Source organism: Enterobacter sp. ZOR0014, from assembly GCF_000798855.1.
GTDB lineage: Bacteria > Pseudomonadota > Gammaproteobacteria > Enterobacterales > Enterobacteriaceae > Enterobacter > Enterobacter kobei.
Map to the genome: position 1 here is coordinate 1 of NZ_JTLF01000308.1, position 19674 is coordinate 19674.

Below are 19674 nucleotides of genomic sequence, written 5' to 3' on the forward strand. Positions count from 1 at the left end.
GCTGCAGGCTATTACTGCAAGATTTTTTCAACACTCAGGTTTTACGAAAAGTCACGCAGCGTGACTTCTGTCTCTCCTCTACGGGTCATTTATTTTCCACCGGGATAATATCCATTTTTTACAATTATTTTCAGCACAATCACCCTTAACCAGCGCATTTGACCTTACGTTACGACAGTAAAAGCGTCAACAAACAGCAAAAAAGATTCACCAGAATTTCACAACATGCACAAAATCTTCTACTGCACACCCTTCAAAACGAAGCGTGGGGGGAGTACATTATTCCGTGCTGACTTCCACGGCAGGGAGTGGCAATAATAGCGAAAAGGTTAAAGGTTCATGTCCCCTATCGAAAAATCCAGCAAGCTAGATAACGTCTGTTATGACATCCGTGGCCCGGTTCTGAAAGAGGCAAAACGCCTTGAGGAAGAAGGCAATAAGGTTCTGAAGCTCAACATTGGTAACCCTGCGCCATTTGGTTTTGAAGCGCCGGATGAGATTCTGGTTGATGTGATCCGCAACCTGCCCACAGCGCAAGGCTATTGCGACTCAAAAGGACTTTATTCCGCACGTAAAGCCATTATGCAGCACTACCAGGCTCGCGGCATGCGTGACGTTACCGTAGAAGATATCTACATTGGCAACGGTGTATCTGAACTGATCGTCCAGGCCATGCAGGCGCTGCTGAACAGCGGTGACGAAATGCTGGTTCCCGCGCCAGACTATCCGCTGTGGACGGCTGCCGTATCACTGTCCAGCGGTAAAGCTGTCCATTATCTTTGCGACGAATCCTCTGACTGGTTCCCGGATCTGGATGATATTCGCGCGAAGATTACCCCTCGCACGCGCGGCATCGTAATTATCAACCCGAACAACCCGACGGGCGCGGTCTACTCAAAAGAGCTGTTGATGGAGATCGTTGAGATCGCCCGCCAGCACAACCTGATCATTTTTGCCGACGAAATTTACGACAAGATCCTCTATGACGCGGCGCAACACCACTCCATTGCCGCGCTGGCCCCGGACCTGTTGACTGTTACCTTTAACGGCCTGTCTAAAACCTACCGTGTGGCCGGTTTCCGCCAGGGCTGGATGGTACTCAACGGCCCGAAAAAGCACGCCAAAGGCTATATTGAAGGGCTGGAAATGCTGGCGTCTATGCGTCTTTGCGCCAACGTGCCGGCACAGCATGCAATCCAGACCGCGCTCGGTGGCTATCAGAGCATCAGCGAGTTTATCGTCCCTGGAGGCCGCCTGTACGAACAGCGTAACCGCGCGTGGGAGCTGATCAACGATATCCCGGGCGTCTCCTGCGTGAAGCCAAATGGGGCGCTCTATATGTTCCCGAAAATCGACGCGAAGCGCTTCAATATTCACGACGATCAGAAGATGGTGCTCGATTTCCTGTTGCAGGAAAAAGTGCTGCTGGTTCAGGGGACGGCATTTAACTGGCCGTGGCCGGACCATGTGCGTATCGTGACGCTGCCGCGCGAGGACGATCTCGAAATGGCTATCAGCCGCTTCGGGCGATTCCTCTCAGGTTATCATCAGTAATGTAGCCATTCTGCCGGGTAGCGCTGCGCTTACCCGGCCTACAAAATCCGCAAATTTGCATCTTGCCTCCCCTCCCCGCACAATGAAGTCCTGTCGCAGTGAAGACAAAAGGTAACCTATGAGTCAGAGTCATTTCTTTGCCCACCTCTCCCGCCTGAAACTCATCAACCGCTGGCCGCTGATGCGCAACGTGCGAACAGAGAACGTATCAGAGCACAGTCTTCAGGTTGCCATGGTCGCGCACGCGCTGGCCGCCATTAAAAACCGCAAATTTAACGGGCAGGTGAATGCCGAGCGCATCGCATTGCTGGCGATGTACCACGACGCGTCAGAAGTGTTAACCGGGGATCTGCCGACACCGGTGAAATATTTCAACTCACAGATTGCGCAGGAATATAAGGCCATTGAGAAAATCGCCCAGCAGAAGTTGATCGACATGGTGCCCGAGGAGCTGCGCGATATCTTTGAACCGCTCATCGACGAGCATCAGTATACGGAAGATGAAAAGTCGCTGGTCAAACAGGCCGACGCGCTGTGCGCCTATCTGAAGTGTCTTGAAGAGTTGTCTGCGGGCAATAACGAGTTTTTACTGGCGAAAACGCGTCTGGAAAAAACCCTGGCATCCCGCCGCAGCGACGAGATGGACTACTTCATGCAGGTGTTTGTGCCGAGCTTCCATTTATCGCTGGATGAGATTAGCCAGGATTCACCGTTGTAATTTTTGCCGGGTGGCGGCTTCGCCTTACCCGGCCTACGTTTCTGCGCTCACGCTAAAACGGGAATAAAACCGGAATTAACACCACGCACACCACCATCACCAGCACGGTGAATGGCACGCCAATCTTCACAAAATCGCTGAATTTATAATTTCCTGGCCCCAGCACCAGCGTATTGACCGGGGATGAAACCGGCGTCATAAATGCCGCGGAAGCCGCCATCGCCACCATCATCGCAAACGGGTAGGGTGACACGCCCATGGATTTCGCCATCGCCAGCGCAATGGGCGCCATCAGCACCGCCGTGGCGGTATTGGAGATAAACAACCCGATCGTGGCGCACATAATGAACAGGCACACCATCATTAAATACGGTCCGTACCCGCCGCCCATGTCCATGAGCCCTTTAACGATTAAATCTACCCCGCCGGTTTTTTGCAGCGCGAGGGCAAAAGGCATCATCCCCACGATAAGAATGATGCTCGGCCAGTGAATGGCTTTATAAGCGCTCTCGGCGTCGATACAGCGGAATTTCCCCATCAGCAGACAGGCAATGATGGCGGCTACGGGGTTTGGAATTTCATCGGTCAGCATCAGCGCGACCATCAGCACCAGACAAAAAATCGCGTGCGGCGCCTGGCTGTGCGCCGGAGACGCATCGCTCTCCTCAACCGGCATGTTGAGCACCACAAAATCACGCCCTTTTTGCCCGAGTTGGCTAATCAACTTCCAGTTTCCCACCACAAGGAAGATATCCCCCAGCAGGATCGGTTCATCCACGACGGCCCCTTCCATCGCCACGCCGTCGCGCTTCAGCCCCACGACGTTCAGGCCATACCGGGTGCGGAACCCCATTTCGCGCACGGTTTTGCCCAACAGTTCGGACTCGGGGATCAGCGAGACTTCAGCCATACCGACATCCAGCGCCTGATCGGAGAAATACTCCCCGCGCAGCACCATTGGCTCCAGCAGTTGTTCGCTGCAGAACTCGCGCAAATCCACATCCGCAGTGGACATATCGATCAGCAGGACGTCACGCGCCCGAAATTCCGATACGCCATTGACGTTGACGATCACCCGGCGAAAACGGCGCCAGCGTTCCACGCCGATCACGTTCGCCCCATAGCGCTCGCGCAGTTTCAGGTCGTCAAGACGCTGGCCGACCATCGGCGAGCCGGGGCGAATGGCCAGACGCCGTGCCCGCCCCGTGAGGCGGTACTCTTTGATGAGATCGCGGAAAGTGCGCCGCTTCCACCCGTCTTTGTTTTTGTCCTGGTTCTCGCCTTTCAGGGCAAAACGGGTCAGCAGCATATAGACCACGCCCATCGCCAGAATCACCAGACCCAGCGGGGTGACGCTGAAAAAGCTGAAGCCCTGAAAACCTTCCCGGAGCAGCTCACTGTTTACGACAAGGTTTGGCGGCGTCGCCACCAGCGTCATCATACCGCTTATCAAACCGGCAAAACTTAGAGGCATCATCAGTCGCGACGGCGAGCTTTGCATCCGCATGGAGACGCTCAGTACCACCGGGATAAAAATAGCGACCACGCCCGTTGAGCTCATAAACGCCCCCAGCCCGGCAACCGTCAGCATCAGATAGATCAGCATTTTGGTTTCACTGCTGCCGGCCACTTTAACCAGCCACGCGCCCATGATGGTCGCCACACCGGTGCGCACCAGGCCGTCGCCAATAATAAACAGGGCGGCAATCAGGATAACGTTAGGATCGCTGAACCCGGAGAAAGCTTCCGGTAGCGTAAGCGTGCCGCTCAGCACAAACGCGACGATGACAAACAGGGCAACGGCATCCATGCGCACCTTGCCTGTGGCGAAGAGAATAATGGCGATTAAAAGCAGGCTCAGGACCCAAATCAGTTCACCGTTCACAACCTATCCTTGTCAGTGGAAGATGAGGAATTTTGCCATAAAAAAGCCCCAGCAACGTGGGGCTAAATCATGGGATTACATTTTTAGCGAGACGGTTACAACGCCATCGGGCGCCTTAGACACTGCCAGTGCCGTCAGGGAATCCAGCACAAAGTCCGCCTCACTCAGCCGGGGAGACCCCGCCGGAACGTTAACGGCAATGACGTGACTCCCGGCGTTCAGCCCGGCCAGCACGCCTGCCGCCGCGTCTTCCACGACCACGCACTCAGCGGGAGCGAGGCCCAGCAGTTCAGCGCCAAGCAGAAACGCGTCCGGCTCTGGCTTGCCGCGCTTAACGCGTTCAGCGGTAATGAACACCTCGGGCTTCGGTAAACCGGCCGCTTTGTGACGGGCATGCGCGACCGGAACAGAGCCGGACGTGACGATAGCCCACGGGATCTGCGCTTCGTTAAGATGTTCAAGCAGTTCGCGTGCGCCAGGCAGTGCAGTGATACCCTCCGTATCGGTGGCCTCAATCTGCTCCAGGTATTTGAACTCCGCCTGAATCTCCTCCTCAGAACGCCCCGCTAAGAAGTGCCGCAATGAGGTTATGGCCTGCTTGCCATGGATGAAATTCAGTACGTCCTGATGGTCGATACCCTGTCTGTCAGCCCAATGGCACCATGAACGCTCCACAACCGGCAGCGAATCCACCAGCGTACCGTCCAGATCAAACAGAAAACCTCTACACTGCACACGCACCTCCGTCAGGCATTAATGATTTGTTGAATTTCGTTGCTGCTTAAATGGTACTGACGCGGGCAGGCGTGCCACGCGCTCAGCATGCGCTGGTATTTATCCCACATTGGGGTCTGCGCGTTAAAGCCGTGGGTACCCGCATCGAAGTGGGTATAACGCCCTTCGGTATTCACCATAAAGCGGACATAGCTCAGATAACGCGCTTCCGTCGCTGCATCAAAGCCTAAGAAGGTGACACGGCGCTCGTCAATGGACTGCTGATCTTTGAGATTAGTCCAGGAAACATGCAGGGCGTGGTACATCTCCATAATGTCGATCACGATGCGGCAGGTTTCTTCTTTCAGCTCACCAAACTCGCGGTCCAGTTCGCGCATTTGCAAACCAAACCCCCGTTCGACGATAGTCTGCAGGCGGCTGTAGCGCGCAGCGTTATCGGGATCAAGCATTGTCATCATTTTGTACTGGTTAGACAAAATCAGACGTTGAGCATGGGTCATTTCCATCTTTCGACTCCTGTAGCGCATTGCACTGTAAAAAAAAGACACGGTAACGGTTTGTTACTGTGCCTTTTTTTGTTAGTCGTTTCGATGATCAATCACAAGTCATCGAGGAATGTTTTATCCAACTGCTTAAAAGCGCGCTTTAACGTGTCCGCCAGCGCCTGGTAATCCGGCTTGCCTTCAACCGGAGCAAGCGCCTGCCCGGCCTCCTCCAGCTTTCCACGGACTTCATAAAACCAGTGTAAAATAGAAGGTGGCAGTGGCGTGATGGACCGTTTTCCTAACCACCACAGCCCCTGCATCGGCAGGCTTAACGCAAAGAGTGCTGTCGCCACGGCCGGGCCAAGCTGTCCGCCTAACGCTATTTGCCAGCACAGGGTAAAAATGGCGACAGGGGGCATAAAGCGAATCGCGAAGCGCGTGGCGCGGATGGTGCGATTCTCAATAAACATTGGCGCAAGGCGCTTTTCCATCGGCCACGTCTTTGCGTAATGCTGTCCCCGACGAAACAGACTGAAGAAATTCACGGTAGGGGTTTCGGGTGTCGACATGGCTGTACCTCAACTTCACGTATAAACATTAAAATTTTTGTGCAAAACCACAACAGGCTATGACAACGTTCAAAATATTTTGTCATCGCTACCCCGTATCGGGTATCCTGTGCCAGCCTGATTGGGCCATAGACGAGAATCATTCACTCGTCAAATTATCGCACATTATGCCATTGGCTGAAAATTGTGCAAAATGGCATAAAATCATAGTTATTTCTTCCATCATGCCACAATGTTTGTTTGGCATGATGTTAATCATAAATGTCCGAGTCATCATGCGTTACGCTGTTAGACTCACTGACGTTTTTTTAGCCACGTATCAATAATAGGTACTTCCATGTCGAGTAAGTTAGTACTGGTTCTGAACTGCGGTAGCTCCTCACTGAAATTCGCCATCATCGATGCGCTCAACGGTGACGAGTACCTCTCTGGTTTGGCCGAATGTTTCCATCTGCCTGAAGCACGTATCAAGTGGAAGATGGACGGCAGCAAACAAGAAGCGGCTTTAGGTGCAGGCGCCGCTCACAGTGAAGCGCTGAACTTTATCGTTAACACTATTCTGGCACAAAAACCAGAACTGTCTGCTCAGCTGACTGCGATTGGTCACCGTATCGTCCACGGCGGCGAAAAATACACCAGCTCCGTCGTGATCGACGAATCTGTTATCCAGGGCATCAAAGATTCTGCCTCTTTTGCTCCGCTGCACAACCCGGCGCACCTGATCGGTATCGCTGAAGCGCTGAAATCCTTCCCGAATCTGAAAGACAAAAACGTGGCCGTGTTCGACACCGCGTTCCATCAGACCATGCCGGAAGAGTCTTACCTCTATGCCCTGCCATACAGCCTGTACAAAGAGCACGGCGTACGTCGTTACGGCGCGCACGGCACCAGCCACTTCTTTGTGACTCAGGAAGCCGCAAAAATCCTGAACAAACCTGTTGAAGAAGTGAACATCATCACCTGCCATCTGGGCAACGGTGGTTCTGTTTCTGCTATCCGCAACGGTAAATGTGTTGATACCTCCATGGGTCTGACCCCGCTGGAAGGTCTGGTGATGGGTACCCGTTCCGGTGACATCGACCCGGCGATCATCTTCCACCTGCACGACACTCTGGGCATGAGCGTTGACGACATCAACAAAATGCTGACTAAAGAGTCTGGCCTGCTGGGTCTGACCGAAGTCACCAGCGACTGCCGCTATGTTGAAGACAACTACGCAGAGAAAGCAGACGCTAAACGTGCAATGGACGTTTACTGCCACCGTCTGGCGAAATACATCGGTTCTTACACTGCGCTGATGGACGGTCGTCTGGACGCGGTTATCTTCACCGGTGGTATCGGTGAGAACGCGGCTATGGTTCGTGAACTGTCCCTGGGCAAACTGGGCGTTCTGGGCTTCGACGTTGATCACGAGCGTAACCTGGCTGCGCGTTTCGGCAAGTCTGGCTTCATCAACAAAGAAGGCACCCGTCCGGCTATCGTTATCCCAACTAACGAAGAGCTGGTCATCGCGCAAGACGCACACCGCCTGACTGCCTGATTCCACACCGCCAGCAATGCTGGCGGTGCTGTTTTGTAACCCGCCCCGTGTCGGCGGTAACGAAAGAGGATAAACCGTGTCCCGTACTATTATGCTGATCCCTACCGGAACCAGCGTCGGCCTGACCAGCGTCAGCCTTGGCGTAATCCGTGCTATGGAACGCAAAGGCGTTCGTCTGAGCGTCTTTAAGCCAATCGCCCAGCCTCGTGCCGGTGGCGATGCGCCTGACCAGACCACCACCATCGTTCGCAAAAACTCCAATCTGCCAGCGGCTGAACCGCTGAAGATGAGTCACGTTGAGTCGCTGCTCTCCAGCAACCAAAAAGACGTTTTGATGGAAGAGATCATCGCCAACTACCATGCAAATGCGCAGGACGCAGAAGTGGTGCTGGTTGAAGGTCTGGTCCCGACGCGCAAACACCAGTTTGCTCAGTCTCTGAACTTTGAAATCGCGAAAACCCTGAACGCAGAGATCGTTTTCGTCATGTCCCAGGGCACTGATACCCCGGAACAGCTGAACGAGCGTATCGAACTGACACGCAGCAGCTTCGGCGGCACGAAAAACACCAACATCACCGGCGTGATCGTGAACAAACTGAACGCCCCGGTTGACGATCAGGGCCGTACTCGCCCAGACCTGTCTGAGATCTTCGACGACTCTTCCAAAGCGAAGGTCGTCAAAGTTGATCCGGCGAAACTGCAGGATTCCAGCCCGCTGCCTGTTCTCGGCGCGGTACCCTGGAGCTTCGATCTGATTGCCACCCGTGCAATCGATATGGCGCGTCACCTGAACGCGACCATCGTTAACGAAGGCGATATCAATACCCGCCGCGTGAAGTCCGTGACCTTCTGTGCGCGTAGCATTCCGCACATGCTGGAACACTTCCGCGCAGGTTCCCTGCTGGTAACGTCTGCCGATCGTCCTGACGTGCTGGTTGCAGCGTGTCTGGCGGCGATGAACGGCGTAGAGATCGGTGCCATCCTGCTGACCGGCGCTTACGAGATGGACCCACGCGTGAGCAAGCTGTGCGAACGCGCGTTTGCCACTGGCCTGCCGGTCTTCATGGTGAATACCAACACCTGGCAGACCTCCCTGAGCCTGCAGAGCTTCAACCTGGAAGTGCCGGTTGATGACCACGAGCGTATCGAGAAAGTTCAGGAATACGTTGCAGGTTACATCAACGCAGACTGGATCGAATCCCTGACCGCGACCTCCGAGCGCAGCCGCCGTCTGTCTCCTCCTGCATTCCGTTACCAGCTGACCGAGCTGGCGCGTAAAGCGGGCAAACGCGTTGTTCTGCCTGAAGGTGACGAGCCACGTACCGTTAAAGCGGCGGCTATCTGTGCAGAGCGCGGCATCGCGACCTGTGTGCTGCTGGGTAACCCGGATGAGATCAACCGCGTTGCGGCGTCTCAGGGCGTTGAGCTGGGTGCGGGCATCGAAATCGTTGACCCTGAAGTGGTTCGTGAAAGCTACGTTGCCCGTCTGGTTGAACTGCGTAAGAGCAAGGGCATGACCGAAGCCGTTGCGCGCGAGCAGCTGGAAGACAACGTGGTGCTGGGTACGCTGATGCTGGAGCAGGACGAAGTTGACGGTCTGGTTTCCGGTGCAGTTCACACCACCGCAAACACCATCCGTCCACCGCTGCAGCTGATCAAAACCGCACCGGGCAGTTCTCTGGTCTCCTCCGTGTTCTTCATGCTGCTGCCTGAACAAGTTTATGTTTACGGCGACTGCGCGATCAACCCGGATCCAACCGCAGAGCAGCTGGCTGAGATCGCTATTCAGTCCGCAGATTCCGCGACTGCCTTCGGCATCGAGCCGCGCGTTGCGATGCTCTCCTACTCCACCGGTACTTCTGGTGCAGGTAGCGACGTAGAGAAAGTGCGTGAAGCGACCCGTATTGCTCAGGAAAAACGTCCGGATCTGATGATCGACGGTCCGCTGCAGTACGACGCCGCCGTGATGGCTGACGTGGCAAAATCCAAAGCGCCGAACTCTCCGGTTGCAGGTCGCGCTACCGTGTTCATCTTCCCGGATCTGAACACCGGTAACACCACCTATAAAGCGGTACAGCGTTCAGCAGACCTGATCTCCATCGGGCCAATGCTGCAGGGTATGCGCAAACCTGTGAACGACCTGTCCCGTGGTGCGCTGGTTGACGATATCGTCTATACCATCGCGCTGACGGCGATCCAGTCTTCGCAGCAGCAGTAATTGTAAGGTCTTGCCGGATGGCGCTTCGCTTATCCGGCCTACAGGACCGTAGGCCCGGTAAGCGCTAGCGCCACCGGGCAACAAAAAGGCGACCACAAAGGGTCGCCTTTTTTATTACAGCAGCTCTCGCGCCGCCGACACGATGTCATGTGCCGTCAGGCCGTACTCCTTCTGCAGGAAGTCCTGCGTCCCCACCTGACCGTAACGCTCTTTCACCCCCACGCGTCGCATTGGCACCGGGCAGGTTTCCACCAGCACTTCCGCCACCGCCGAGCCAAGACCGTTGTGAATGCTGTGGTTTTCACAGGTCACGATGCGCCCGGTTTTCTCAGCGTAGTTTTTCACCAGCATACGGTCGATGGGCTTCAGGGTGAACATATCAATAACCGCTGCACTGACCCCCTCCTGCTCCAGCTGACGCGCCGCCTCCAGCGCTTCCGCTACCATAATGCCATTGGCGATAAGCGTAATATCGCTTCCCTCACGCAGCACGTTGCCTTTGCCGATGGTGAAGGTTGAGCCCGGCGCATACACGCTCGGCGCCTGCTTACGGATGGTGCGTACCCAGTAGAAGCCTTCCAGATCGATAAGCTGGCGCAGCAGATCGTCAAACATCACCGCGTCGGTCACCTCCAGCACCACCGAGTGCGCCAGACCGCGCACGATGCCCATATCCTCGAACGACATATGCGTCCCGCCGTTGTGACAGGCCGTCACGCCAGCATCCGAGGCTATCACCTTCACGTTGTTACGCTGATAGTCCAGGGACATAAACAGCTGGTCGAAGCAGCGTCGGCTGGCAAACGCGGTGAACGTATGCACGAACGGTTTGCGACCGGTGAGCGACAGCCCGGCAGCTGTACCGATCACGTTGGCCTCCATGATGCCGCAGTTAATCACGTGCTGCGGATAATCGCGCGCCACGCCGTCCATCGCCATCGAACTCATCAGGTCCGCTTCCAGGGCGATAATCTCGCTTCCGGCCTCAATCTGCTTTGCCACGAAGCCCGCGTAGACCTTACGCATCTCAACGGCGTCTTTCTGTCCTGCCGGTGCAACCTTAATCATGTGAAGCCTCCAGTTGGCGAATCGTCTCGTTGAGGGCCGCTTTGCTCTCCGCGGTCAATCGCAGGTGGTGCGAATTGCTGAGCTGTTCGAGATACGGCACCCCCTGCCCTTTAATGCTGTCGAGGATCACCACCTGCGGGCGGGCGTCTTTCGCCGGCACGCGCGACGTCACGTCCAGCAGCGCCGAAATGTCGTCTCCCTTCACGGTCACCACGTCAAAACCAAAGGCACGGAATTTCCCTTCGAGGTCAAACGCGCAAATGATTTCATCCAGTTCGCCATCCAGCTGCTGTTTGTTCCAGTCGACGAATACCGTCAGATTGTTCAGACGATGGTGGGCAATAAACTGGAAGGCTTCCCAGCACTGTCCCTCGTTCAGCTCGCCGTCACCGACAATGCAGAAAACCCGATTCGGTCGCCCGGCGAGCTTGTGCGATAGCGCCATCCCGCCAGCAATGGAAATCCCCTGCCCCAGCGAACCGGTGGTCGCATCCACGCCGCGTGTTTTCAGGCGATCCGGATGGCTCGGCAGGCGCGTACCGTTCTGGTTCAGGGTGCTCAGTTCCTCCACCGGGAAGTAGCCCTTGATCGCCAGCGTGCTGTACAGCGCCGGGCCCGCATGGCCCTTTGACAGGACAAAATAATCTCGCTCTGGCCAGTCCGGATCCGCCGGGTCGATTTTCATCACCGCGCCGTACAGCACGGCCAGCGTTTCGACCACCGACATGCTGCCGCCGTAGTGTCCAAATCCGAGCTGCGTCAGCGATTTCAGCGTCTCAAGGCGAATCTGGCGCGCCAGCTCGGTTATCTCATTCTCATTCATGATTTGGCTCCGGTATTTTCCTGCGCGTTACCGCCCGCAGGTTTGTTTTTCGCAAACAGGTTGTAGGCCACCAGCAGCGCGAACAGCGCCACGACCAGCCCGGTGATGGCAAGCGGTGACAGGAAGCGCGCCAGGTTACCGAGCACAATCCCCACCGCGCCGAAATCGGCGTCCGAGAAGGTGGTGTTAGCAAAGCCAATCGCGCCCAGCACCGGCAGCAGCAGAACCGGCAGGAAGGTAATCAGCAGACCATTGGCGAAGGCGCCTATCATTGCCCCGCGACGTCCGCCGGTGGCATTACCGAACACGCCCGCCGTTGCACCGGTAAAGAAGTGCGGCACGACGCCCGGGAGGATCAGCACCCAGCTGAACTGCCCGCAGATGAACAACCCGACAATTCCCCCGAGGAAGCTGAACAGGAAGCCAATCAGCACGGCATTTGGCGCATAGGGGTAGACCACCGGGCAGTCCAGCGCGGGGCGTGCGTTCGGCACCAGTTTTTCAGAGAAGCCGGTAAAGGCCGGGACGATTTCCGCCAGAATCAGGCGCACGCCCTGCAGGATGATGAAAACGCCCGCCGCGAAGGTGATCGCCATGATAATGGCGTAAACCAGGTAGTTCTGACCGCCGCTGAAGGTGGCTTCGACGTACTCCCGCCCGGCGCTCACCGCCATGATCAGGTAGATAATCATCATCGTCAGGGAGATAGAGATCGAACTGTCGCGCAGGAAGCTCAGGTTCTTCGGCAGGTTCATCTCTTCGGTTGAACGAGAGCCTTTGCCGACCTTGCTGCCAATCCAGCCGGACAGCACGTAGCCCAGGGTGCCGAAGTGGCCGAAGGCGATCTCATCGTTACCTGTGATGCGCTTCATGTAACGCTGCGCAATGGCCGGGAAGAAAGCCATAACCAGGCCGAGGATCAGCGATCCGGTAAAGACCAGCCCTACCCCCTCAAAGCCCGCCACGGTGAGAATGACGCCAATCATGCACGCCATGTAAAACGTGTGGTGCCCGGTCAGGAAGATGTACTTCAGACGGGTAAAGCGCGCGACGATAATATTCGCTACCATCCCAAACGCCATAATCAGCGCGGTAGAGGCACCGTATTTTTCCAGAGCAATCGAAACAATCGCTTCATTATTGGGAATGATGCCCTGAATATTAAAGGCGTGCTCGAACATACCCCCCAATGGATTTAATGACCCCACCAGCACCGTGGCGCCACCACCCAGCACAATAAAACCAAGAATCGTTTTAATGGTTCCCTTCACCACATCTGAAAACGCTTTTTTCTGCGCAACCAGACCGATCAAGGCAATTAATCCGACCAACACCGAAGGGACTTTTAAAATATCAACAACGAAATTCAGCGTTTCAAGGATAAACATATCCACCTCGCCTTATCAGGATTATTGTCTTTCGAACCAGGCGCGCAGTTGCGCTTCAAGTTCGTTGATATCAATGATGTTATTGATCACCACCAGTTGGCTTTCCGGTACGCTGGCGCTGGCGGCAATATCTTTTGCCATCACGAACAGGTCAGCCGCGCCCGGCGTGGCGGAGGAGAGATCGGAGTGTTCAACCTCGGCGTCAATTTCCAGCTTTTTGAGTACCTTTTTAATGTTCATTTCGACCATAAAACTGCTGCCCAGGCCAGACCCACAAATAGCCATGATTTTCATTGTTGTCCCCTTTTATGAGTAGAGCACGCCCCATCACGCTGGCGCGTAATGTTGTGAATAATCGGATTAAAGAATTAAATCAGAAGCGGTCAATAATGGTTTTAATGTCCTCCAGGGTATTCGCCTGATGTAATTTTTCCATATCTTCGTCGCTGGAAAATAACTCTGCCAGCGATGAGATCATCTCGATATGGCTATGTTTGTCCGGTGCCGCGAGCATAATAATGACATCGACAGGGTCAAACTCCCCGGCACCAAAAGAGACGCCCTGTTTTAGTTTTAGTAATGACAACCCCAGTCCTTTGGCGCCTTCTTCCGGCCGCGCATGCGGCATGGCCAGCCCTGGTGCCAGCACATAATACGGTCCTAAAGCATGGTGCTGCTGAATGATTGCCGTCACGTATTCCGGTTCAATCACCTGCAGCTCCAGTAACGGTTTCGCGCATATCTCCAGCGCCTGCGGCCAGCTTTCAACGCTCTCCTGAAGCGTGATGGTTGTATCATATATCCACTTTTTGAGCACTTTTCACTCCGTCGTCACGCCAAAGATGAGCAAACTTTATTCAACCCATCAATCCTTGACTGCGATCCCGGTCACAAAGATAGCGCTACCAACGATTAACATGCAGAAGTGTGATAGCGCTATCAAAATGCCATCATCGTGTGAAATCACAGCAAAAAAAGGGATTTAAGGCGTATACTGCCTGTCACCTGGAGTGAAGGAAATAAGAACGCGTCTGGTCAGCAGGAAGGTGTATGTCTTTAACCCGAAAACGGCGCAGTACCGGAAAAGTCACGCTCGCGGATGTCGCACAGCTTGCCGGAGTTGGCACGATGACCGTCTCCCGTGCGCTCCGCACGCCGGAACAGGTTTCCGATAAACTGCGTGAAAAAATTGAAGCTGCGGTGCAGGAACTGGGTTATATGCCCAATCTCGCCGCCAGCGCACTGGCATCGGCGTCGTCATGGACGATCGCAATGGTTGTTCCTAATCTTTCCGAAGCTGGGTGTTCAGAGATGTTTGCCGGGCTACAGCAGGTGCTTCAGCCTGCCGGATACCAGATCATGCTGGCCGAGTCTCAGCATCGTCTTGAACAGGAGGAAAAGCTGCTGGAAACGCTGCTGGCGTCAAATATTGCCGCCGCGATCCTGCTCAGCGTGGAGCATACCGACACCGTTCGCCACTGGCTGAAAAATGCCTCCATCCCGGTGATGGAGATGGGTGCTATGCGCGCCGACCCGATTGATATGAATATCGGGATTGATAACGTGGCGGCCATGTATGAGCTAACAGAAATGGTTATTAAGCGCGGCTACCAGAATATCGGCCTGCTGTGCGCCAACCAGGAACAGTGGATTTTCCAGCAGCATTTGCAGGGCTGGTACAAAGCGATGCTGCGCCATCATCTGTCGCCGAACCGGGTGATTAACGCCGCCATGCCGCCGAGCTTCTCGACCGGTGCGGCGCAGCTGCCTGAGTTTCTGCTGGCGTGGCCGGAGCTGGATGCGCTGGTATGCGTTTCAGACGAACTGGCCTGTGGTGCGCTGTATGAGTGTCAGCGTCGGCGAATCAAAGTGCCGGACGATCTTGCCGTCGTGGGCTTTGGGGATAGCGACGTCAGCCGCGTCTGTCAGCCGCCGCTGACGACCATGGCGGTACCGCATCGAAAGATTGGAATTGAGGCCGGGAAAGCGTTACTGGAACGTCTGAATGATGGAGACTGGCGCGACCATAAACCTATCGCGTCCAGCCTGTGTCTGCGGGAAAGCTGTTAAGGCTTATTCAGCCTCTTCCTCTTTTTCCGCTTTATTTTCCGGCTTAGCGGATTCGTTTTTGGCGTTGCGGGTCATCCACAGCGCCAGTGCTTTTAACGAATCCGGCGTGAACTCGTCGCAACGCGCGGTAATCTCTTCCGGCGTCATCCAGCAGACTTCGCTCACTTCCTCTTCCTGCAGGGCGAAAGGCCCGTGGGAAACGCAGCTAAACAGTCCGCCCCAGACGCGGCAATGTTCGTCTTCGAAATAGAACTGCCCGTGTTCAGCAAATGGCACACCGGCAATCCCTAACTCTTCTTCCGCTTCACGACGCGCGGAATCCAGCAGCACTTCATCGGCCTGCACGACACCACCCGCTGTGGCATCCAGCATACCTGGGAGAAAATCTTTCGTGTCCGTGCGACGCTGAACCAGAATCTTGCCCATGCCGTCATGCACAACAATGTAGGTTGCACGGTGACGCAGACGCTCTGCACGCATTTGTTCGCGGCTGGCCTGCGCGATCACTTCATTTTCTTCGCTGACAATGTCAACCCATTCAGTACTTGCCAAATGATTCTGCTCCACCATCGGGAAACCTTCTCGTCTAAGCGCTCTTTCGGCGCGTTTGCAGTTGGGGTGTAACTTACGGATTAATCGCTACCTGCGCAATAACTTGCTGATCATTAAGTGCGATTACGCTCAGGGTATTTCCATCCAGCATGCCATAGCTCGCAGGATATCCGCCTTTGGGTATGCTGACCGACCCCGGGTTAACGTGATAAATTTCACCGCGTTTTTCAGCCACCGGAATATGAGTATGACCGTAAACCAGTACATCGCCAGCCGCGAGTGCCGGGAGATTATCCGGGCCGAAAAGGTGCCCGTGGGTCAGGAACAGGCGGCTGTTTTCCAGCAGTACCTGTTGCCACGGAGCGGTAAGGGGAAAGTGCAGTAGCATCTGGTCGACTTCGCTGTCGCAGTTACCGCGCACGGCAATGATGCGCGAGGCAAACGGATTAAGCTTCTCCGCGACCTGCGCAGGGGCATAGCCTTCCGGCAGCGCATTGCGCGGGCCATGGTTTAACACATCCCCCAGAATCACCAGCCATTGCGCGCCGTTTTGCGCAAACAGAGAAAGCACGCGCTCGGTCGCGGGCAGCGATCCATGGATATCCGACGCAAACATCAATTTCATTCGTCTCTCCCTCGGAAAACACACTGCCCTTATCATACCTGAAGCGTCAGGGCTTATCAGCCCGCGCGCTTAGCGGAGAGTGCCACATAGCGCTGCACAGAGGCGCGCTGCCACTGGAACGCTGCATAATCCACCAGCAGCTGAGGGACTTCATCGCCGTTGAGGATCAGGCGGTTCAGCATCAGCGCCAGGTCGGTATCGGCAATGCACCATTCACCAAACAGGTTCGGATTGCCATGCGCGAGAAGCGACGTGGCCGTTTCAATCAGTTTTTGGGCGCTGTTCGTGCCTTCCGCGCTCAAAGCTGGCTTTTTCACCCCGGCAAACACGACATCCGTCGAGCGCTCTACACGAATCGGCACCAGGTCGCTACGTAGCCACGCCTGGATCTGCCGCGCACGGGCGCGTTTTTGCAGATCGTGAGGATAGATCCGTTCCCACTCGGGGGGCGCAAAACGATCTTCCAGGTATTCATCGATCGCTGATGATTCGCTCAGCGCAAAGCCGTCAACCTCCAGCACCGGTACGCGTCGGGTGAGATCGTAACCCTGCCACTGCGGTTTGAGATGTTCCCCGCCGTCGAGATCAACGGTCTTCAGCGTAAAAGTAAGCCCTTTTTCAGCCAGCGCAACGTACACGCTCATGACATAGGGGGAAAAGAAATTCGCATCGGACCACAACGTGATTAGGGGCTGGTTCATAACATCCTCATCGGCTGATCGGTTTTTTACTCAACATATAATCTCTTTGCCCCGCTGTCACTTGATGAAAACTCACGATTTACAACAATTACCTATACTCAGTTGTCGTGGCACTACTATTCGCATGGACAGGAGTTGAGAATGATTGACCTTTATTACGCCCCTACCCCAAACGGCCATAAGATCACCCTCTTTCTCGAAGAAGCCGAACTGGATTACAGAATCATTCGCGTGGATATCAGCAAAGGTGAACAGTTCAGTCCTCTCTTTCTGGCTATCTCGCCGAACAATAAAATTCCGGCCATTATTGATAATCAGCCGGCCGACGGAGGAAGACCGTTGAGCCTGTTTGAATCCGGCGAAATTTTGCTCTATCTGGCGGAGAAAACCGGCAAACTCCTGAGCGGGGAGCTGCGTGAACGTCACCATACCTTGCAATGGCTCTTCTGGCAGGCGAGCGGACTTGGGCCCATGCTGGGACAGAATCACCATTTTACCGCTTACGCCCCGCAGCCCATCCCTTATGCGATAGAACGCTATCAGGTGGAGACGCAACGTCTGTATGGCGTGCTAAACCAGCGGCTGGAAAAAACGCCGTGGCTTGGGGGAGATCATTACAGCATTGCCGATATCGCCTGCTGGCCGTGGGTGAATACCCATGAAAAACACCGGATTGATCTCGCGTCCTACCCGGCGGTGAACAACTGGTTTGAACGTATCCGTACCCGCCCGGCCACCGAACGCGCACTGCAAAAAATCCAGCAGATTTAACCTTATAGGAGGCTGTGTGCCTGCAAGCCTCTCATGTATTATGGGCGGCAATTACTGACACGGAGAAGACCTGCAATGTCACAGCCAGACGCTATTATTCGTATAAAAAATTTACGCTTGCGTACCTTCATCGGTATCAAAGAGGAAGAGATTGCCAACCGTCAGGATATTGTCATTAATGTGGTTATTCACTATCCCGCCGACAAAGCGCGGGCCAGCGAAGACATCAATGACGCGCTGAACTATCGCACGATAACCAAAAACATCATTCAGTACGTGGAGAACAACCGCTTCTCTCTGCTGGAGAAATTAACTCAGGATGTGCTCGATATCGCACGCGATCATCACTGGGTCACTTATGCTGAAGTAGAGATCGATAAACTTCACGCCCTGCGCTACGCCGACTCCGTCTCTATGACGTTAAGCTGGCGACGCCAGGGATAAACCTGGAGGTTGTATGAAGATTTTGCTGACCGGCGGTACGGGTCTGATTGGTCGCCATCTCATTGCGCGTCTTCAGGCGCTGCATCATGACATCACTGTGGTGACGCGCAGCCCGGAAAAAGCGCGTCAGGTGCTGGGCGCAGGCGTCGACATCTGGAAAGGGCTGGCTGAGCAGCAAAATCTGGACGGCTTTGATGCCGTCATCAACCTCGCGGGTGAACCCATTGCCGATAAGCGCTGGACCGAAGAGCAGAAACAGCGGCTCTGCAGCAGCCGCTGGAACATCACCGAGAAGCTGGTTGAGCTGATTCGCAACAGCCACACGCCGCCGTCGGTGCTGATTTCGGGCTCAGCGACGGGCTATTACGGCGATCTTGGCGAAGTGGTGGTGACCGAGGAAGAGCCGCCCCACAACGAATTTACCCATAAACTCTGTGCCCAGTGGGAACGCATCGCCTGTGCGGCGCAAAGCGATCGTACCCGCGTCTGCCTGCTGCGTACCGGTGTGGTACTTGCGCCGAACGGCGGTATTTTGGGCAAAATGCTCCCGCCTTTTAAGCTGGGACTCGGCGGACCGATTGGCAACGGCCGTCAGTATCTGGCGTGGATCCATATCGACGATATGGTCAACGGCATTCTCTGGCTGCTGGATAACGATCTGCGCGGACCGTTTAATATGGTTGCGCCATATCCCGTGCGTAATGAACAGTTTGCTCACGCTCTGGGGCACGCCCTGCATCGCCCGGCGATATTGCGCGTACCTGCCACGGTGATTCGCCTGATGATGGGTGAAGCGTCCGTTCTGGTATTAGGCGGACAACGGGCGCTCCCCAAACGGCTGGAAGCGGCGGGGTTCGCGTTCCGCTGGTATGACTTAGAAGAGGCGCTGGGGGATGTGGTGCGGTGAATATGTTACAGTTGTACGCCATGTTCCGATGAAATGGCGTAACAATGGCAACCATCACCACTCCCCGGCTTCATCTCACCCCTTTCGAACCCACCGACTGGGCCTTCTTCCGCTCGCTGCGTGAAAACCGCGACATCATGCGCTATATGTCCGCCATCGCGCCGGAAAAAGAGACCCGACGCGTGTTTGCCGCGCGCCTGATGGCCGAGCATGTTTTCGTGATCCGTTTTCGGGATGAGGAGACCCCGCTTGGCGATATTGGCCTGCAAATCAGCCCGGCGAATCATGAAGAGGCAGATATCGGCTATACGGTTGTGCCTGCTGCGCAGGGGAAAGGTATTGCCAGCGAGGCGCTGCGCGCGGTGTGTGATTACGCCTTTAACCAGACCGGCGTGAAGGCCATTAACGCGTTTGTGCTGGCGGATAACGGCGGGTCGGTGCGCGTGCTGGAGAAAGCCGGTTTTGTGCGTACGCAGGTACTGGAAAAGGCATATGAAATTAATGGGGTGCGGTATGACGACTGGGTCTATCGGCTGGAGTGTGGTGCGGTCTGAATGCCGGGCGGCACTGCGGTTTTTGTAGGCCCGGTAAGCGAAGCGCCACCGGGCGATTGGGCTGTAC

At 55.3% G+C, this 19674-nt stretch carries 21 protein-coding genes; 9 read left to right on the plus strand and 12 right to left on the minus strand.

All coding sequences use genetic code 11. From position 1 onward, the window contains the following. Positions 1–339: 339 nt before the first annotated feature. Positions 340–1554, plus strand: a complete 1215-nt coding sequence (gene alaA / locus L977_RS17015) for an alanine transaminase AlaA (protein ID WP_003861471.1) — start codon at positions 340–342, stop codon at positions 1552–1554. Between the two features lie 118 nt (positions 1555–1672). Continuing rightward, positions 1673–2272, plus strand: a complete 600-nt coding sequence (gene yfbR, locus L977_RS17020; RefSeq protein WP_014884639.1) for a 5'-deoxynucleotidase — start codon at positions 1673–1675, stop codon at positions 2270–2272. Between the two features lie 52 nt (positions 2273–2324). Here yfbR and L977_RS17025 read toward each other — a convergent pair whose 3' ends face one another. From L977_RS17025 to yfbV, 4 genes are all read right to left on the minus strand, one after another. Beyond that, positions 2325–4157, minus strand: a complete 1833-nt coding sequence (locus L977_RS17025; protein ID WP_047626318.1) for an SLC13 family permease — start codon at positions 4155–4157, stop codon at positions 2325–2327. Positions 4158–4232: 75 nt separating this feature from the next. Beyond that, positions 4233–4892, minus strand: coding sequence for a sugar phosphatase (locus L977_RS17030; protein ID WP_014884641.1), 660 nt, complete (start codon positions 4890–4892; stop codon positions 4233–4235). Positions 4893–4903: 11 nt separating this feature from the next. Beyond that, complete coding sequence (locus L977_RS17035; protein WP_008502874.1) at positions 4904–5398, minus strand: YfbU family protein; 495 nt, start codon at positions 5396–5398, stop codon at positions 4904–4906. A 92-nt stretch (positions 5399–5490) separates the two neighbouring features. After that, entirely contained in the window at positions 5491–5946 is a 456-nt protein-coding gene (yfbV, locus tag L977_RS17040; protein ID WP_047626319.1) for a terminus macrodomain insulation protein YfbV, read from the minus strand. A 337-nt stretch (positions 5947–6283) separates the two neighbouring features. Here yfbV and ackA point away from each other — a divergent pair, with 337 nt between their 5' ends. After that, positions 6284–7486, plus strand: a complete 1203-nt coding sequence (gene ackA / locus L977_RS17045) for an acetate kinase (protein ID WP_014884643.1) — start codon at positions 6284–6286, stop codon at positions 7484–7486. A gap of 76 nt (positions 7487–7562) precedes the next feature. Next, on the plus strand, positions 7563–9704 hold the full coding sequence (pta, locus tag L977_RS17050) for a phosphate acetyltransferase (RefSeq protein WP_023330971.1): 2142 nt from the start codon (positions 7563–7565) through the stop codon (positions 9702–9704). 114 nt (positions 9705–9818) lie between these two features. Here the strand turns inward: pta and L977_RS17055 are convergent, their stop codons facing one another. The 5 genes from L977_RS17055 to L977_RS17075 all read right to left on the minus strand — a co-directional run bounded on the left by L977_RS17055 (position 9819) and on the right by L977_RS17075 (position 13800). Further along, on the minus strand, positions 9819–10772 hold the full coding sequence (locus L977_RS17055; protein ID WP_047626321.1) for a transketolase family protein: 954 nt from the start codon (positions 10770–10772) through the stop codon (positions 9819–9821). Further along, the gene (locus tag L977_RS17060; RefSeq protein ID WP_014884646.1) at positions 10765–11595 is read right to left on the minus strand and encodes a transketolase; all 831 of its coding nucleotides are present in this window, start codon (positions 11593–11595) and stop codon (positions 10765–10767) included. Before L977_RS17060 ends, L977_RS17055 begins: the two co-directional genes overlap by 8 nt. Next, entirely contained in the window at positions 11592–12983 is a 1392-nt protein-coding gene (locus L977_RS17065; protein WP_047626324.1) for a PTS ascorbate transporter subunit IIC, read from the minus strand. Before L977_RS17065 ends, L977_RS17060 begins: the two co-directional genes overlap by 4 nt. A 21-nt stretch (positions 12984–13004) precedes the next feature. Then, positions 13005–13277 (minus strand): PTS sugar transporter subunit IIB, encoded by a 273-nt coding sequence (locus L977_RS17070; RefSeq protein WP_014884648.1) that lies wholly within the window; start codon positions 13275–13277, stop codon positions 13005–13007. A gap of 79 nt (positions 13278–13356) precedes the next feature. Beyond that, positions 13357–13800, minus strand: a complete 444-nt coding sequence (locus tag L977_RS17075; protein WP_014884649.1) for a PTS sugar transporter subunit IIA — start codon at positions 13798–13800, stop codon at positions 13357–13359. Between the two features lie 233 nt (positions 13801–14033). Between L977_RS17075 and L977_RS17080 the strand changes: the two genes are divergently transcribed. Next, positions 14034–15053, plus strand: a complete 1020-nt coding sequence (locus tag L977_RS17080) for a LacI family DNA-binding transcriptional regulator (RefSeq protein WP_014884650.1) — start codon at positions 14034–14036, stop codon at positions 15051–15053. A gap of 3 nt (positions 15054–15056) precedes the next feature. On the opposite strand, the gene yfcD is transcribed toward L977_RS17080, so the two are convergent. From yfcD to yfcF, 3 genes are read right to left on the minus strand one after another with little or no spacing between them, the layout of a single operon-like run. Further along, the gene (yfcD, locus tag L977_RS17085) at positions 15057–15623 is read right to left on the minus strand and encodes an NUDIX hydrolase YfcD (RefSeq protein ID WP_006811396.1); all 567 of its coding nucleotides are present in this window, start codon (positions 15621–15623) and stop codon (positions 15057–15059) included. Between the two features lie 55 nt (positions 15624–15678). Next, entirely contained in the window at positions 15679–16230 is a 552-nt protein-coding gene (gene yfcE / locus L977_RS17090; protein WP_047626327.1) for a phosphodiesterase, read from the minus strand. 56 nt (positions 16231–16286) lie between these two features. Further along, the gene (gene yfcF / locus L977_RS17095) at positions 16287–16931 is read right to left on the minus strand and encodes a glutathione transferase (RefSeq protein ID WP_032635979.1); all 645 of its coding nucleotides are present in this window, start codon (positions 16929–16931) and stop codon (positions 16287–16289) included. Between the two features lie 141 nt (positions 16932–17072). Here yfcF and yfcG point away from each other — a divergent pair, with 141 nt between their 5' ends. From yfcG to L977_RS17115, 4 genes are all read left to right on the plus strand, one after another. Next, positions 17073–17702 carry a GSH-dependent disulfide bond oxidoreductase gene (gene yfcG, locus L977_RS17100; protein WP_014884653.1) on the plus strand — a complete coding sequence of 210 codons (630 nt, stop codon included), beginning with the start codon at positions 17073–17075 and terminating at the stop codon, positions 17700–17702. A 75-nt stretch (positions 17703–17777) separates the two neighbouring features. After that, the gene (gene folX, locus L977_RS17105; protein ID WP_023330977.1) at positions 17778–18146 is read left to right on the plus strand and encodes a dihydroneopterin triphosphate 2'-epimerase; all 369 of its coding nucleotides are present in this window, start codon (positions 17778–17780) and stop codon (positions 18144–18146) included. 13 nt (positions 18147–18159) lie between these two features. Next, the gene (locus L977_RS17110; RefSeq protein WP_023330978.1) at positions 18160–19053 is read left to right on the plus strand and encodes a TIGR01777 family oxidoreductase; all 894 of its coding nucleotides are present in this window, start codon (positions 18160–18162) and stop codon (positions 19051–19053) included. Positions 19054–19097: 44 nt separating this feature from the next. Continuing rightward, positions 19098–19607 (plus strand): GNAT family N-acetyltransferase, encoded by a 510-nt coding sequence (locus L977_RS17115; protein WP_023330979.1) that lies wholly within the window; start codon positions 19098–19100, stop codon positions 19605–19607. Positions 19608–19674: the final 67 nt, after the last annotated feature.